The following is a 14,747-nucleotide window of genomic DNA, read 5'->3' on the forward strand; positions in this document are numbered from 1 at the left end:
CCTGGACGGACACTGCACCGCTCAGTCCAGCCGAGCGACCCAGTCCGCTACCGAATCGCCGCTACCGATATCCGGCTGCACCAGGCCGTCGATCATGAAGGTGGGCGACACGTGGATGCCGTTCTGCCGGGCGTACCTGCAGTGCCACTTGATGGCGTGCTGCAGGTCCGGATCGGCGAAGGCCTCGGCTAGCGCCAGGCCGCTGTAGCCTTCCAGTCGCGCGATGACGTCGTTGGGCGTCGCGTCGCGGTTGGGCCCGGTGGCGTGGTCCTGGAACTCGAATTCCTCGCGATGTGCGGCGACCGCGGCCAGCACCGCCTTGGCACTCTCCTTGCCACCTTCCAGGGTAGCGGCGGCCAGGACGCAGCGCACCACCACCCCGGAAAACAGGTGCCAGGGCTGGGATTGCAGGCGGATCTTCAGGGTGATCCGCTCCGGACCGGCCAGGGCCAGCAGGTCGTCGAGCTTGTTGAAGGCCTTGACCGAGAAGGGGCAGGTGGGTTCGAGAAAGACTTCGAAGCTGCGGGGGCCATGGCCCCAGCTGAGGGTATCTACGTACATCCAGGACTCCTGATAAGGGTGAGCGAAGCGACCGGGATGAGACCGCGCGCCGTCCCTGGCGTTTTCCCCGTGCAAGGCTCAGGGAATCAGCCGCCGTCGACGCATGTCCTCCAGGTGCGCCAGCAGGACTTCGTCGGACCTCAGGATCATCCGTTGGAAGCCCGCTTGCCGGGCCTTGGTGACATCGAAGATGGCGTCCTTCTCGACGTGGAAGATGAAGTCGCCGAAGGCGCCCGGGGCGATCCGTTCGGGATCGGTTTCGACCAGCTGTTCACGCTGGGCCACCGCCTGCCAGACCGGCTTGAGCGCGGTCAGCCGCTGGGCCAGGGAGATGGGTTGCGGCTCGCCGACCTCGACGCCGAACCAGTCGGCCAGCCTGGGCCAGACATGGCTCCAGCGGAAGACATCGCCATTGGTGAGGTTGAAGGCACCGTCCCTTTCCTCTTCAGCCGCCCAGACGGCCGCTTCGCCCAGCAGCGGCGCGGCGGTGACGTTGACCAGGGCGCCGCGATAGGCCTGCTCCGGCCCGGGGAATTGCATGGCGGTGCCGGTTTCCTGGCAGAGCGCGCCATAGAGGCCGATCAGATTGCCCAGGTTCATCGCTGAGCCGAGGGAGTGGCCGATGACGATGTCGGGCCGCAGGGCGGTCCAGCGGATACCCTCGGCTGCCAGGCTGCGGACGAAGTCCTCGTGGCGAAAGTAGAGGTTGGGCGGGAAGTGGCGGCTGTCGTCTTCCCGTGCCGGCGTCTTGTAGACGCCGAGATGGGCGCCATAGATCTTGCCGCCCTGGACGAAGGTGATGCGCGCCAGGGGCGCTCCCGCGCTACGTACCGCGGCCACCAGGTTCTCCAGCATGGCGGCGTTCTCGTCGGCCTCCACGCCGGGGTCCGGGTCGGGCTTGAGGGCGCTGTAGAAGAGGTGGGTAACGCCGGCGAAGCTGTCCTTGGCGGCGGCCAGGCTGCCGATGTCCAGCAGGTCGGCGGTCACATGGGGGAAGCGACTCGGCGCATCCTTCGAGCGGCCCACGGTGGTGATGGACCAGCCGGCCTGGGCGAAGGCCTCCAGCACGGCCTGGCCGATGATGCCGCTGGCGCCGGCGATGAGTAGCTGTCGTTCGGTCATGGGGACTCCCGGTGATTATTGACTGGGGATGAAGGGGGAGACCCTGGCAGCCGCTGCTTTGTCCCCTTGGCGGGCTGGACGGTCGCCGGATGAACGTCGGTGTCCGGGCATGGCCAGTAGGGCTATGGTGGGGGCAGCGTTCAGCCTCGGAGGATTCGTCCTTGTCCGACCCTACCCACGCACCGGCCGTCCTGGACTCCCTGCTCGGCGACATCATCACGGCCCTTGGGCTGCACTCGCCCCTGGCAACCGACGTTCAGGTCCAGGGCGACGACAGCCTTTCCTCCTGCTTCCCGGTCAGCGATCTCGCCGCGGCGGCCATCGCGGCAGCCGGTCTGGCTACCGCCGATCTGCTGGGCGACGGTGCCTCGTCGGCCCCGGTGCGGGTGGATCGCCACCTCGCCGCTGCCTGGTTCAAGACGACTCTGCGCCCGCTGGGTTGGGCATTGCCAGAGATCTGGGACCCGGTCACGGGGGACTATCGCACCCGCGATGGCTGGCTGCGACTGCACGCCAACGCGCCTCATCACCGGGAGCGTGCCCTGGCCGTGCTGGGCTGTGCCAATAGCCATGAAGCCGTGGCACAGGCCATGGCGGGCTGGTCTGGCGAAGCCCTGGAGACGGCCATCGTCGCTGCGGGTGGCTGTGCGGCAAGGCTGCGTACCCAGGCGGAGTGGCAGGCGCATCCCCAGGGGCAGGCCGTCCGCGCCGAACCGCTGATCGCCCAGGAATGGACAGCCGTTGCTAGCGCACGCAATTGGCATCCCGATCCACAACGTCCCTTGCAGGGCATCCGCGTGCTCGACCTCACCCGCATCCTCGCCGGCCCCATCGCCACGCGCCTGCTGGCCGGCCTGGGCGCCGAGGTATTGCGCATCGATCCGCCTGGGTGGGACGAGCCAGCCCAGGCGCCGGAGGTGACGCTGGGCAAGAGGTGTGCGCGACTGGACTTGCGACGTCCGGCCGATCGTCTGGTAGTCGAGGGGCTGCTGGCCGAGGCGGACGTCCTGGTCCACGGCTATCGCGCCGACGCCCTGGAGCGGCTCGGCTATGGCAGCGCCGAGCGCCGGGCCCTGAATCCCGCGCTGATCGACGTGTCCCTGTGCGCCTATGGCTGGACCGGGCCTTGGGCCCTGCGGCGCGGCTACGACAGCCTGGTGCAGCTGTCTGCTGGCATCGCGGCGGCCGGGCGCGACTGGCGGCAGGCGGAGCAGCCGGTGCCGCTACCGGTCCAGGCCCTCGACCATGCCACCGGCTACCTGATGGCGGCCGCGGTCATCCGGGGCCTCACCGGCCGCCTGCGTGAGGGCCGTATCCTCAGGGCACGCCTGTCGCTGGCGCGCACCGCCTGCCTGCTGACCGAGCGTCCGGCCATCGCTCGTGAGCCGCTCTACAGGGGCGTGCAGAACGTCGACTTCGACAGCGCACCCGAGCCTACCGCCTGGGGGCCAGCGCTGCGGTTGCGCCCGCCGCTGCAGATCGGCGACCTGCGCCTGCAGTGGGAGCGGCCGGCGACCCAACTGGGTTCAGCACGTGCGGCCTGGTCGACGGCAGGCTGAGCGGGTCAGGGTTCCAGGCAGTAGCCCACGCCATAGATGGAGCGGATCAACTCGCAGTCCGGATCGAGGCGGTGCAGCTTGCGGCGGACGTTGCGTACGTGGCTGTCGACGGTGCGGTCGGTGAGGATGCGGTAGTCGGTGTGCAGGTGGTTGAGCAATTGGTCGCGGGAGAGCACCTTGCCGGGGTGCTTGGCCAGGGTCGCCAGCAGGCGGAATTCCACCGGGGTCAGCTCCAGGGGCTGGCCGTTGAAGCTGGCCTGGTAGGTCTCGGCGTCCAGTTGCAGGCCGCTGGGGGCGGGCAGGGCTCCCGGCGTGCTGCTGCGGCGCAGCACGGCCTTGACCCGGGCCACCACCTCGCGCGGGCTGAAGGGTTTGCAGATGTAGTCGTCGGCGCCCAGTTCCAGGCCGAGCAGGCGGTCGATCTCGTCGACCCGGGCGGTGACCATGACGATCGGCAGGGCGCTGAAGGCGCGTACCGCGCGGCAGACCTCCAGGCCGTCCAGGCCGGGCAGCATCAGGTCGAGCAGCACCAGGTCGGGCGGCGTGGCGCGGATGGTCGCCAGGGCTTGTTCACCGTCGGCGTGCCAGTCGCAGGTGAAGCCGGCGGCCTTGAGGTAGTCACCCAGCAGGGCGGCGAGTTTGGGTTCGTCTTCCACCAGCAGGATGGTCTGGCTCATGCCGGGCTCCGATCAATGAGGGCGGGCAGTTGGAGTTCGAGCCGGAGGCCGCCAAGCGGAGAGGCCTGGGCCTGCAGCTGTCCGCCGTGCACCTCGGCGATGCCGCGGCAGATGGCCAGGCCCAGGCCGGCACCGCCGCTGCGCCGGCTGCGCGAACCCTCGACGCGGTAGAAGCGCTCGAACAGTCGCTCGCGGTCGGTGGTGGGCACGCCGGGGGCGGAGTCCTGCAGGTCGACCTGCAGCAGGTTGCCGACCTGGCGCGCGGCGAGGTGTACCTGCCCAGGGGCCTCGGTGTATCTCAGGCTGTTCTCCAGCAGGTTGTAGAACAGCTGGCTGAGGCGCGCCTCGTCGCCGCGGATCATCAGGGGCCCGTCCGGCAGCTCCAAGCGCAGTTCCAGGCCGGCCTGGCGATAGCGCGGGCGCCAGGCATCGGCGGTCAGCGCCAGCAGGGTCGTGAGGTCCACCGGCTCGTGACGATAGGTGGGGCCGCCCACCTCGGCGAGGGAGAGCTCGAAGAGGTCGTCCACCAGTTTGTTCAGCGAACCGACCTCGGTCTGCAGCGACTTCAGGCCGCCGACATCCAGCGGGCGGATACCGTCTTCCATGGCTTCCAGTTCGCCCCTGAGCACCGCCAGGGGGGTGCGCAACTCGTGGGAAATATCGGCCATGAAGGCGCGGCGCTGGCGTTCGTTGCTGGCCAGGACGCTGGCCAGGCGGTTGAAGTCCTGGGCCAGTTGGCCGGCTTCATCGGCGGAACGGACGGGCAACTGGATGCCGTAGTCGCCGGCCGCCAGGCGATGGGTGGCGGCGGCCACGGTACGGATCGGGCGCAGCAGGGTGCGGGCGATCCACCAGGCCAGGGCGGCGGCCAGCAGCAGGCAGACGAAGGCGATCACCAGGCTGGAGCGGATCTGGCTCTGCTGGAAGCGGCGGTCGCCGTCGCTGATGACCGCCTCGAAAGGGGTCAATGCCAGCCAACCGACCACCCGGCCCTGCCAGTGGATGGCGCGCAGCAGGGGGACGGGCGGCAGGTCGCGAAAGCCGATCAGGTAGCGATGCTCGGTATCCAGTAGCGAGAAGCGCAAAAAGGCCCCGGTGAGATCCGACACCGGTGGGGAGGGGCGCGTGGTGGTGTTCGCTGGCAATTCCGGTCGCAGCAGCTGGATCCAGGCTTCCGGCGGATGCTGGTTGAGCAGGAAATCCCAGCTGCCATGCTCGGCATAGGCGTGCTCGAAGCGCGGCACCAGGGCGTCCAGGCGCTGTTCGGCCTGGCCGTTGAGATAGCCGAGGAAGTCCCGCGAGAAACTCAGGTAAGAGGCCCAGGCCATGCCCAGCACGGCGAAGGCGCAGAGCGCCAGGGCGGCGAGAAAGACCTTGGCGGACAGGGACAGACGCAGCAGGCCCATGCGGATCTCGACGGCGGAAGGTAGTGGCACGCTAGCAGCTCCACGGGTGGCTGTCAGGGGGCGTCGGCCAGGCGCGCGGCCTGCCAGTCGCCACCCAGAGCCATCTGTAGCTGGACGCTGGTCACCAGCTGGCTGGATTCCAGCTGCAGCAGGCTCTGCTCCTGGCTGAGCTGGGTCGCCTGGGTGGTGGCCACGTCCAGGTAGTCGATGATGCCGGCCTCGTACTGGTCGCGGGTCACGTCGGCCGAGTCGCGGGCGGCGGCCACGGCGCGGCGCTGGGCGGCGAGTTCGGGGCCGAGCACGTGCAGCGCCACCAGGTCGTCTTCCACTTCGCCCAGGGCGGTGAGCACCGTCTGCCGGTAGCTGGCCACCTTGGCGTCGTAGGCGGCGCGGGCCTGGTCGACACTCGCGCGGGTGGCACCGAAGTCGAACAGGGTGCCGGAGAGCGTCGGGCCCAGCGACCAGAAGCGGCTCGGCGTCTTGAACAGCTCGCCGAGCAGGCTGCTCTGGTAGCCGCCGCTGGCGCTCAGGGTCAGGTCGGGGTAATAGGCGGCGGTGGCCACGCCGATGGCGGCATTGGCGGCGGCCACCTGGCGCTCGGCCTGGGCGATGTCGGGGCGGCGCTCCAGCAAGGCGGTGGGCAGGCCGGCAGGAATGTCTGGCAGCCGCGCCTGCCACTGGGGATCGGCGGCCAGGGCGAAGTCCGCCGGCGGCTTGCCCAGCAGCAGGGCGATGGCGTGTTCCAGCTGGGCGCGCTGGGTGGTCAGGGCCAGCCGATTGGCGTCGGCGCTCTCCAGCTGGGTCCGTGCCTGGGCGAGATCGGCACGGGAGGCGAGCTGTTCGTCGTACTTGTTCTGGATCACTGCGAGATAGCGCCGGTAATCGGCCAGGGTCTGGTCGTAAAGCGCCAGGCGCCGATCCAGCACGCGCAGCTGGAAGTAGTCCTGGGCCAGTTCCGCCTGGGCGCTGAGGGTGGCATTGGCCAGCTCGGCGGCGCTGGCCTGGGCACTGGCGCGGTCCTCTTCCAGGGTGCGGCGTAGCCTGCCCCAGAGGTCCAGGTCCCAGCTCAGGCCGAGACTCAGGCTTTCGGCGTTCCTGACCGTGGCGCCGCCGGCAGTGGAACTGCTGGAGCCGCTGGAACTGCTGGCGTTCTCGCTGCGGGTCGCCTTGGCGTCCAGGGTGGCGCTGGGCAGGGTCTCGGCGCGGCTTTCGCGGACCAGGGCGCGGGCCTGGCGATAGAGCGCCTGGTACTGGGCGACGTTCTGGTTGGAGACCGCCACCTGCGCCACCAGGGCGCTGAGCTGGGGGTCGTCGTAGCGTTGCCACCAGGCGCCCTTGGCCTGGTCGTCGCGCGGACTGGCGGCCTTCCAGCCGGCCGCCTCCTTGAACTGGGTCGAGACGGGGGCGCTGGGTCTCTGATAGTCGGGCCCGACGGTGCAGCCGGTGAGCAGGGTCAGCAGGAGCAGCGGGGGCAGGAGGCGCAGGAGGGGCATGGTCGTCACCTTCAGGCCGCGGCGCGGCGCAGATGCTGGCGCCAGAACCGGCGGCTGGCGCGGCTCAGGCGGTCGAGACAGAGGAACACCACCGGGGTGGTGAAGAGCGTCAGCACCTGGCTCAGGGCCAGGCCGCCAGCGATGGCCAGGCCCAGGGGGCGACGCAGGGCGTCGTCGCCGCCGCTGCCCAGGGCCAGCGGCAGGGCGCCGAAGAAGGCTGCCAGGGTGGTCATCAGGATCGGCCGGAATCTCAGGCGGCAGGCCTCGCGGATGGCGGCCTCGGGTGAGAGGCCGCGGTCGCGCTCGGCCACCAGGGCGAAGTCCACCAGCAGGATGGCGTTCTTCTTGACGATGCCGATCAGCAGCAGGATGCCGATCAGGGCGATGAGGGTCAGCTGGGTGCCGGTGGCCAGCAGCAGCAACAGGGCGCCGACCCCGGCCGAGGGCAGGGTGGAGAGGATGGTCAGCGGATGGATGTAGCTCTCGTAGAGCATGCCCAGCACCAGGTAGATGGCCGCCAGGGCCGCGGCCACCAGCCAGGGAATCTGGGCGACCAGGGTTGCGAAGGCCTGGGCGGTGCCCTGGAAGCCGGACTGGATCTCCCGTGGCAGGCCGACCTTGACCAGCACCGCCTGGATCGCCGCCTGGGCCTGTTCCAGGGAGACGCCGTCGGCCAGGTTGAAGGCCAGGGTGCTGGTGGCCATCTGACCCTGGTGCGCCACCGCCAGGGGGGCATTGCCGCCGGTGAAGCGGGCGAAGGCGGCCAGCGGGACCTGGGCGCCACTGCCGGTCACCACGTACAGCTGCTTGAGCACCTCTGGGTCCTGGGTGTAGCTCGGCGCCAGCCCCAGCACCACGTGGTACTGGTTGAGGGTGCGATAGAGGGTGGCCACCTGCCGCTGGCTGAAGGCGTTGTCCAGCAGGGTGTCGAGGTCCTTGACGCTCACCCCCAGGCGACTGGCCGCGGCGCGGTCGATCTCCAGGCGCACCTCCTGGCCGCCGTTCTGGGCATCGGAATCCACGCCGGTGAGTTCCGGCAGGGTCTTGAAGGCGGCTTCCACCTTCGGGGTCCAGCTGCGCAATTCGTCGAGATCGTCGGCCTGCAGGCTGAATTGATAGGTGGCGTTGGCGCTGCGCCCCCCGACGCGCAGATCCTGGGCCGGCATGAGGAACAGCTGGATGCCGGCGTGGCGACTGCCCAGTTGGCTCAGGCGATTGGCGATCTGTTGGGCACTGTCCTGACGCTCGCTGTAGTCCTTGAGGCGGATGAAGAACTGCGCCGAGTTGCGCGAGCCGAACATGCCGCCGCCGGTGGAGGCCATCACCGCCGCCACGTCGGGATCGCGGCGCAACCGGGCGGCGATTTCCTTCACATAGGGCGCCAGGGCCTGGTAGGAGATGCTCTGGTCGGCGCGGATGGCGCCGAGCACCACCCCGGTGTCCTGGTCCGGGAAGAAGCCCTTGGGCACCACCACATAGAGGTAGACGTTGAGCACCACGGTCAGCGCCAGGCTCGCCAGGGTCAGCAGCGGGTGCCGCAGGACCCAGTCCAGGCCGCGCAGATAGCCGGCTTGCAGGCGCGCCAGGCCGTTCTCGATCCACCGATAGAGGGCTGGCACTGGCGCTGTGGGTGAGCGCTCGCGCAGTACCCGCGCGCAGAGCATGGGCGTGAGGGTCAGCGACAGCAGCATGGAGATGACCAGGGCCACGCTGAGGGTGACGGCGAATTCGCGGAACAGCCGGCCGACGATGCCGCCCATGAGCAGCAGCGGGATGAACACGGCGATCAGTGACAGCGTCATCGACAGCACGGTGAAGGCCACCTCGCGGCCACCGATCAGCGCCGCGCGCAGCGGCCCGCGGCCCAGCTCGCGGTGGCGGGTGACGTTCTCCAGCACCACGATGGCGTCGTCCACCACGAAGCCGGTGGCGATGATCAGCGCCATCAGCGACAGGTTGTCCAGGCTGTAATCGAGCAGGTACATGATCGCGCAGGTGCCGATCAGCGACAGCGGCAGGGCCACGGCGGGGACCAGGGTGGCGCGCAGGTCACGCAGGAAGACGAACACCACGGCGATCACCAGCAGCACCGCCACCAGCAGGGTTTCCTCGGTGGAGTGCAGCGAGGCGCGAATGCTGGCGGAGCGATCGATCACCGGCACCAGGTCCACGTCGCCCGGCACCAGGGCCTGCAGGGCCGGCAGCTGGGCCTTGATGGCGTCCAGGGTCTGCAGCATGTTGGCGCCGGCCTGGCGGGTGACGCCCAGGGTCACCGAGGGCTGGCCGTTCAGCGAGCCGCTGACGTAGACGTCCTCGACCGTGGCGTAGACCCGCGCCACGTCGCTCAGCCGCACCGCGGCACCTTGCTGGTAACCGACGATCAGCTGCGCATAGTCCGCCGCCTGCTCCAGCTGGCCGTTGCTCTCGATGGACCAGGTCTGGCCCTCGGCGTGCAGCACGCCCTTGGCGCCATGGGTGGTGGCGTTGGCGATGGCCGCGCGCACGCTGTCCAGGGTGATGCCGGCATGGGCCAGTTGCTGGGGCTGCAGGTCGATGCGGATCGCCGGCAGCGAACTCCCGCGGATCGACACCTGGCCGACGCCCTGCACTTGGGCGATCTTCTGCTGCAGGATGCTCGACGCCAGGTCGTAGAGTTCGCCCGGACTGCGCGTCTTGGACGTCAGCGCCAGCATCAGGATCGGCGATTCCGTGGGGTTGGCCTTGCGATAGGTGGGCAGGCTGGGCATGCCGCTGGGCAGCAGGCTGCGGGCGGCGTTGATGCCGGCCTGGACGTCGCGGGCGGCGCCGTCGATGTTGCGCGACAGGTCGAACTGCAGGATCAGGGTGGTGGAGCCCTGGCTGCTGCTGGAGGTCAGTTCGGTGATCCCGGCGATCTGGCCGAGGCTGCGCTCCAGCGGCGTGGCCACGGTGGCGGCCATGGTCTCGGGGCTGGCTCCCGGCAGGCTGGCGGTGACCACGATGGTGGGGAAGTCCACCTTGGGCAGTGGCGCTACCGGCAACTGGGCGTAGCCGAGCAGGCCGAGCAGCAGCACCGCCAGGCTCAGCAACAGGGTGGCGACCGGCTTGAGCACGAACAGGCGGATGGGATTCATCGTCCGCCGCTCCGCTGCCAACGCCGTCCCAGCCGCTCGCCGAGGCTATCGAAGACCAGGTAGATCACCGGCGTGGTGTAGAGCGTCAGCACCTGGCTGACCAGCAGCCCGCCGACGATCACCAGCCCCAGCGGCCGGCGCAGCTCGGCGCCGGAGCCACTGGCGAACATCAGCGGCAGGGCGCCGAGCAGGGCGGCCAGGGTGGTCATCAGGATGGGTCTCAGGCGCAGTAGGCAGGCGCGGTGGATGGCTTCCCGTGGCGCCAGGTGCAGCTGCTGGCGCCCCTCCAGGGCGAAGTCCACCATCATGATGGCGTTCTTCTTGACGATGCCGATCAGCAGCACCACGCCGATCAGGGCGATCAGGGTGAACTCGGTGCCGGTCAGCAACAGGAGCGCCAGGGCGCCGATGGCCGCCGAGGGCAGGGTGGAGAGGATGGTCACCGGGTGGATGAAGCTCTCGTAGAGCACCCCCAGCACGATGTACATCACCACCACCGCGGCCAGGATCAGCCACAGGGTATTGCCGGCCGCCTGCTGGAAGGCCTGGGCCGCGCCCTGGTACCTCAGGGTGACGCTGCTCGGCGCCTGGGCCTCGGCCAGGCACTGGGCGATGGCCTGCTGCGCCTGCTCCAGGGAATAGCCATCGGCCAGGTTGAAGGACAGCGTCACCGCCGGAAATTGCCCCAGGCGCGTCAGGGACAGGGCGCCGGGGCGCTGCTCGATGCGGGCGATGTCGGTGAGGCGCACCAGGCCCTTGGGACTGCTGCTGGTGGTTGCCGTACTGGTGCTGGTGCTGGTGCTGGTGCTGGTGCTGGTGCCGCTGGTGTTGGCGGTTGTCGCGGGCGCCAGATAGATGTCGCCGAAGGCCGCCAGGGTCTGCCGGAAGGCACCGGGCACCTGCAGCACCACCCGGTACTGGTTGGCCTGGGTGAAGATGGTGGAGATCAGCCGCTGGCCGAAGGCGTTGTACAGAGCCGTGTCCACATCGGCGGCGGTGATGCCGAAGCGCGCGGCGGCGGCGCGGTCCAGCTCCACCTGGGCGGTGAGGCCCTGGTCTTCCAGGTCGTCGAGCACGTCACGCAGCTCCGGCCGTGCCTGCAGTCGCGGCATCAGCCGCGGCAGCAGGGCGGCCAGCCGGGTGCCGTCGGCGTCGTCGAGGGTGAACTGGTACTGGCTGGGCGTGAGCTGGTCGTCCACCGTCAGCTCCTGGTTGGCCACCAGGTCCAGGCGAATGCCGGCGACGCCTGCGGCGGCCTGCTTGAGGCGCTGGATGATGGCCGGCGCCCGCTCGCTGCGCTCGTCGAAGGGCTTGAGCTGGATCTGCAGGCGCCCCTGGTTGAGGGTGGCGTTGCTGCCGTCGACACCGATGGTCGAGGTCACCGTGGCCACCGTCGGATCGGCCAGCACCCTTTGCACCAGCGCCTGCTGGCGGCGGGCCATGGCGTCGAAGGAGACATCCTGGGAGGCGCGGGTGAAGCCGACGATCAGTCCGGTGTCTTCGCTGGGAAAGAAGCCCTTGGGCACCAGCAGATAGAGCAGGGCGGTCAGCGCCACGGTGGCCACGGCCACCAGCAGGGTCAGCCGCTGATGGTCCAGCACCACGCTCAGGGTGCGATCGTAACCCGCCACCAGGCGCTCGAATTGCCGTTCGCCCCAGCGCGCGAAGCGGCTCTGGCGCTCCGGCGGCACGTGCTGCAGCAGCCGGCCACAGAGCATCGGCGTGAGCGTCAGGGACACGAACATGGAGACCAGGATGGCCACCGCCAGGGTGATGGCGAATTCGCGGAACAGGCGACCCACCACGTCGCCCATGAACAGTAGCGGGATCAGCACGGCGATCAACGAGAAGGTCAGGGAGATGATGGTGAAGCCGATCTCCCGTGAACCCCGCAGCGCCGCCTGCAGCGGCGGCTCGCCGTCTTCCAGGTGGCGGGCGATGTTCTCCACCACCACGATGGCATCGTCGATGACGAAGCCGGTGGCGACGGTCAGGGCCATCAAGGTCAGGTTGTTCAGCGAGAAACCCGCCAGGTACATGACGCCGAAGGTACCCACCAGCGACAGCGGTACCGCCAGGCTGGGAATCAGGGTGGCGGTGAGGTTGCGCAGGAACAGGAAGGTCACCATCACCACCAGGGCGATGGACAGCAGCAGTTCGAACTGCACGTCCGCCAGCGAGGCGCGGATGGTCTGGGTGCGGTCGGCCAGCACCGTCAGCTGGACATTGTCGGGCAGGGCCGCGCGCAGCTTGGGGAGTTGCGCCTGGATGGCGTCGACCACGCCGATGACGTTGGCCCCCGGCTGGCGCTGGATGTTGATGACGATGGCCGGCCGGCCGTTGGCCGTGGCCGCCAGGTAGGCGTTCTCCGGCGCCTCCGCGGTGGTGGCTACGTCCTTGAGGCGCAGGGCGGCGCCATTCTCGTAGCTGAGCACCAGCTCGCCGTACTCGGCGGCGCTACGCAACTGGTCGTTGGCGTCGATGGTGATGGAGTGGTCGGGGCCGTCGAAGCCGCCCTTGGAGCCATTGACGTTGGCGGCGTTGACCACCGTGTAGACGTCTTCCAGGGTCAGGCCGTGGGCGGCCAGGGCCTTGGGGTTGACGTCGATGCGTACTGCCGGCTGCTGGCCGCCGGCCAGGCTCACCAGGCCGACCCCGGAGATCTGCGACAGCTTCAGCGCCAGGCGGGTGTTCACCAGGTCCTGCACCTGGGTCAGCGGCAGGCTGTCGGAGGTGGCGGCCAGGGTCAGTACCGGGGCGTCGGCGGGATTGACCTTCTTGTAGGTGGGCGGATTGGGCAGGTCGTTGGGCAGGAAACTGTTGGCGGCATTGATCGCGGCCTGTACCTCCTGTTCGGCGACGTCCAGCGACAGACTCAGGTCGAACTTCAGGGTGATCACCGAGGCGCCGGCCGAGCTGGTGGAGTACTGCTGCGCGAGGCCGGCCATCTGCCCCAGTTGGCGTTCCAGGGGCGCGGTCACCGCGGTGGCCAGTACCTTGGCGCTGGCACCGGGGTAGAGGGTGGTCACCTGGATGATGGGATAGTCCACTTCGGGCAGCGCCGAGATGGGCAGCAGACGATAGCCGAGGATGCCGGCGAACAGCACCGCCACCATCAGCAGCACCGTGGCCACCGGCCGCTGGATGAACAGCCGCGACGGATTCATCGGCGGGCATCCGCCGCCGGTGCGCCTTCCACCCGGACCTGGGCACCGTCGCGCAGGTGGTCGATACCTCGGATGACCACCCGTTCATCGCCCGTGAGCCCCTGGGTGACGGCCACCCGGTCGCCCAGCGCCGGGCCGGTGGTGATGCCGCGTCTCTCCACCTTGTCGTCGGCGCCCACCACATAGACGAAGCTGCCGTCGCTGCCCAGCTGCACCGCGGCGGCGGGGACCACCACGGCGTTCTTGAGGGTGTCGGTCTGCAGGCGCACGTTGACGAATTGGTTGGGGTAGAGCTTCTCGTCCGGGTTGGCGAAAACCGCCTTGAGCTTGAGGCTGCCGGTGCTGGTATCGATCTCGTTGCTGATGAACTTCAGCGTACCTTCGGCCAGCGTCGTGTTGTCCAATTGGCCGAGTGCGGTAACCGGCAGTGCCTGGCCCTGGCGGACCTTGGGCAGCAGGCTGGCGAGCGTCGCCTGGGGCAGGCTGAAGGTCACGGCGATGGGGTCGGTCTGGGTGATGCTGACGATGCCAGTGGTGTCGCCAGCCGCCAGGTAGTTGCCCGGGTCCACGAGGCGCAGGCCGACGTAGCCATCCAGCGGTGCCGTGATACGCGCGTACTGCAGGTTCAACTGGGCAGCGGCGATCTGCGCCTGGTCCGCCTGTACCGCGCCCTGGTACTGGCCCACGGTGGCGACCTGGGTATCCAGCTCCTGTTTGGCCAGGGAATCCTTGGCCACCAGCCGGCGATAGCGTTCCAGGGTCAGCTGGGCGCTCTTGAGTTGCGCCTGGTTCTGCGCCAGGTCGCCGCGATACTGGTCCAGCGTCGCCTGGTAGGGGCGCGGATCGATCTGCGCCAACAGCTGGCCCCTCTTCACCCGCTGGCCTTCGGTGAAGAACACCTGCTCCAGCTGGCCGGCCACCCGAGTGGTCACCGTCACGCTGGCGTTGGCGACCACGGTGCCCAGGGCGGTGAGGGTGACGGGTACGTCGGCATGCCCGGCCTGGCCCACCGCGACGGTGATCGGCTGCCCTTGCCCGGCGGCCGCGTTCCAGGCCCGACCGCCATGGCTGCCGTGTGCGGCATTGCCAGCGTCGCCCGAACGTTCATGCAGCCTGAGGCCTAGCGCCACGGCGGCACCGACCAAGATAACGACGACGATAATGCGGGATTTCCTGCTCATGCCTGCCAGACCTGACTGAGATAGGTGTCAGGCTGCTGGGCAAATGTGCAGGAAATATGGAAAGGGCTTCCAGCGCCTGCTGAGGAAGTGTTTCAGACGCTCGCGCAGGAGTTGGCGGGCGCTTTTTGCCGGTTCGCTACTTAGCGCGGGCCAGGGTCTGAGGAGCGACAACGCAGGCCGGCGGTCCGCCGTTGCCGGAAAAAGCGCCGCCAGAACTATGTAGATAACTTCTGCAACACCGCACGAGATCGGCCTTCCAATCGCGGCCATGGCGGTCCGCCTATGCGGCCGCTCCTACAGGCTCGATGTAACTGTAGGAGCAACTGCCTTGTCGCTGTGGGGATACCTCACGTAGCGTGGAAAACGGCGCAGCCTTTTCCACTGGAGACTTGGTGGCGAGGAGGCCCTCACCCCAACCCTCTCCCGAGGGGAGAGGGGGCTAGCCGAGCAGGCGTTCAGTTTCCATCA

The 14,747-nt window shown here is 69.0% G+C and carries 9 protein-coding genes; 1 reads left to right on the forward strand and 8 read right to left on the reverse strand.

What is annotated here, in order from left to right:
• Nucleotides 1-21: 21 nt before the first annotated feature.
• Both AR540_RS06575 and AR540_RS06580 read right to left on the reverse strand, forming a co-directional pair.
• Entirely contained in the window at nt 22-561 is a 540-nt protein-coding gene (locus AR540_RS06575) for a DsbA family protein (RefSeq protein WP_059227138.1), read from the reverse strand.
• A 78-nt stretch (nt 562-639) separates the two neighbouring features.
• Entirely contained in the window at nt 640-1,683 is a 1,044-nt protein-coding gene (locus AR540_RS06580) for an NAD-dependent epimerase/dehydratase family protein (protein WP_059227140.1), read from the reverse strand.
• A gap of 191 nt (nt 1,684-1,874) precedes the next feature.
• Here AR540_RS06580 and AR540_RS06585 point away from each other — a divergent pair, with 191 nt between their 5' ends.
• A complete protein-coding gene (locus AR540_RS06585) occupies nt 1,875-3,242 on the forward strand; it encodes a CoA transferase (RefSeq protein WP_442963769.1) in 1,368 nt (455 codons plus the stop codon).
• Nucleotides 3,243-3,247: 5 nt separating this feature from the next.
• Here AR540_RS06585 and AR540_RS06590 read toward each other — a convergent pair whose 3' ends face one another.
• From AR540_RS06590 to AR540_RS06615, 6 genes are all read right to left on the reverse strand, one after another.
• Nucleotides 3,248-3,919 carry a response regulator gene (locus AR540_RS06590; protein WP_059227143.1) on the reverse strand — a complete coding sequence of 224 codons (672 nt, stop codon included), beginning with the start codon at nt 3,917-3,919 and terminating at the stop codon, nt 3,248-3,250.
• A complete protein-coding gene (locus AR540_RS06595) occupies nt 3,916-5,316 on the reverse strand; it encodes an ATP-binding protein (RefSeq protein WP_059227984.1) in 1,401 nt (466 codons plus the stop codon). Before AR540_RS06595 ends, AR540_RS06590 begins: the two co-directional genes overlap by 4 nt.
• Before the next feature lie 62 nt (nt 5,317-5,378).
• The gene (locus AR540_RS06600; protein WP_059227146.1) at nt 5,379-6,818 is read right to left on the reverse strand and encodes an efflux transporter outer membrane subunit; all 1,440 of its coding nucleotides are present in this window, start codon (nt 6,816-6,818) and stop codon (nt 5,379-5,381) included.
• A gap of 11 nt (nt 6,819-6,829) precedes the next feature.
• Complete coding sequence (locus AR540_RS06605) at nt 6,830-9,931, reverse strand: efflux RND transporter permease subunit (protein WP_059227148.1); 3,102 nt, start codon at nt 9,929-9,931, stop codon at nt 6,830-6,832.
• The gene (locus AR540_RS06610) at nt 9,928-13,098 is read right to left on the reverse strand and encodes an efflux RND transporter permease subunit (protein WP_059227150.1); all 3,171 of its coding nucleotides are present in this window, start codon (nt 13,096-13,098) and stop codon (nt 9,928-9,930) included. Before AR540_RS06610 ends, AR540_RS06605 begins: the two co-directional genes overlap by 4 nt.
• Nucleotides 13,095-14,279 (reverse strand): MdtA/MuxA family multidrug efflux RND transporter periplasmic adaptor subunit, encoded by a 1,185-nt coding sequence (locus AR540_RS06615; RefSeq protein ID WP_059227152.1) that lies wholly within the window; start codon nt 14,277-14,279, stop codon nt 13,095-13,097. The genes AR540_RS06610 and AR540_RS06615 overlap by 4 nt, the downstream gene beginning before the upstream one ends.
• Between the last annotated feature and the right edge of the window lie 468 nt (nt 14,280-14,747).

Source organism: Pseudomonas sp. EpS/L25 (genome assembly GCF_001512295.1).
Taxonomy (GTDB): Bacteria; Pseudomonadota; Gammaproteobacteria; order Pseudomonadales; family Pseudomonadaceae; genus Chryseomonas.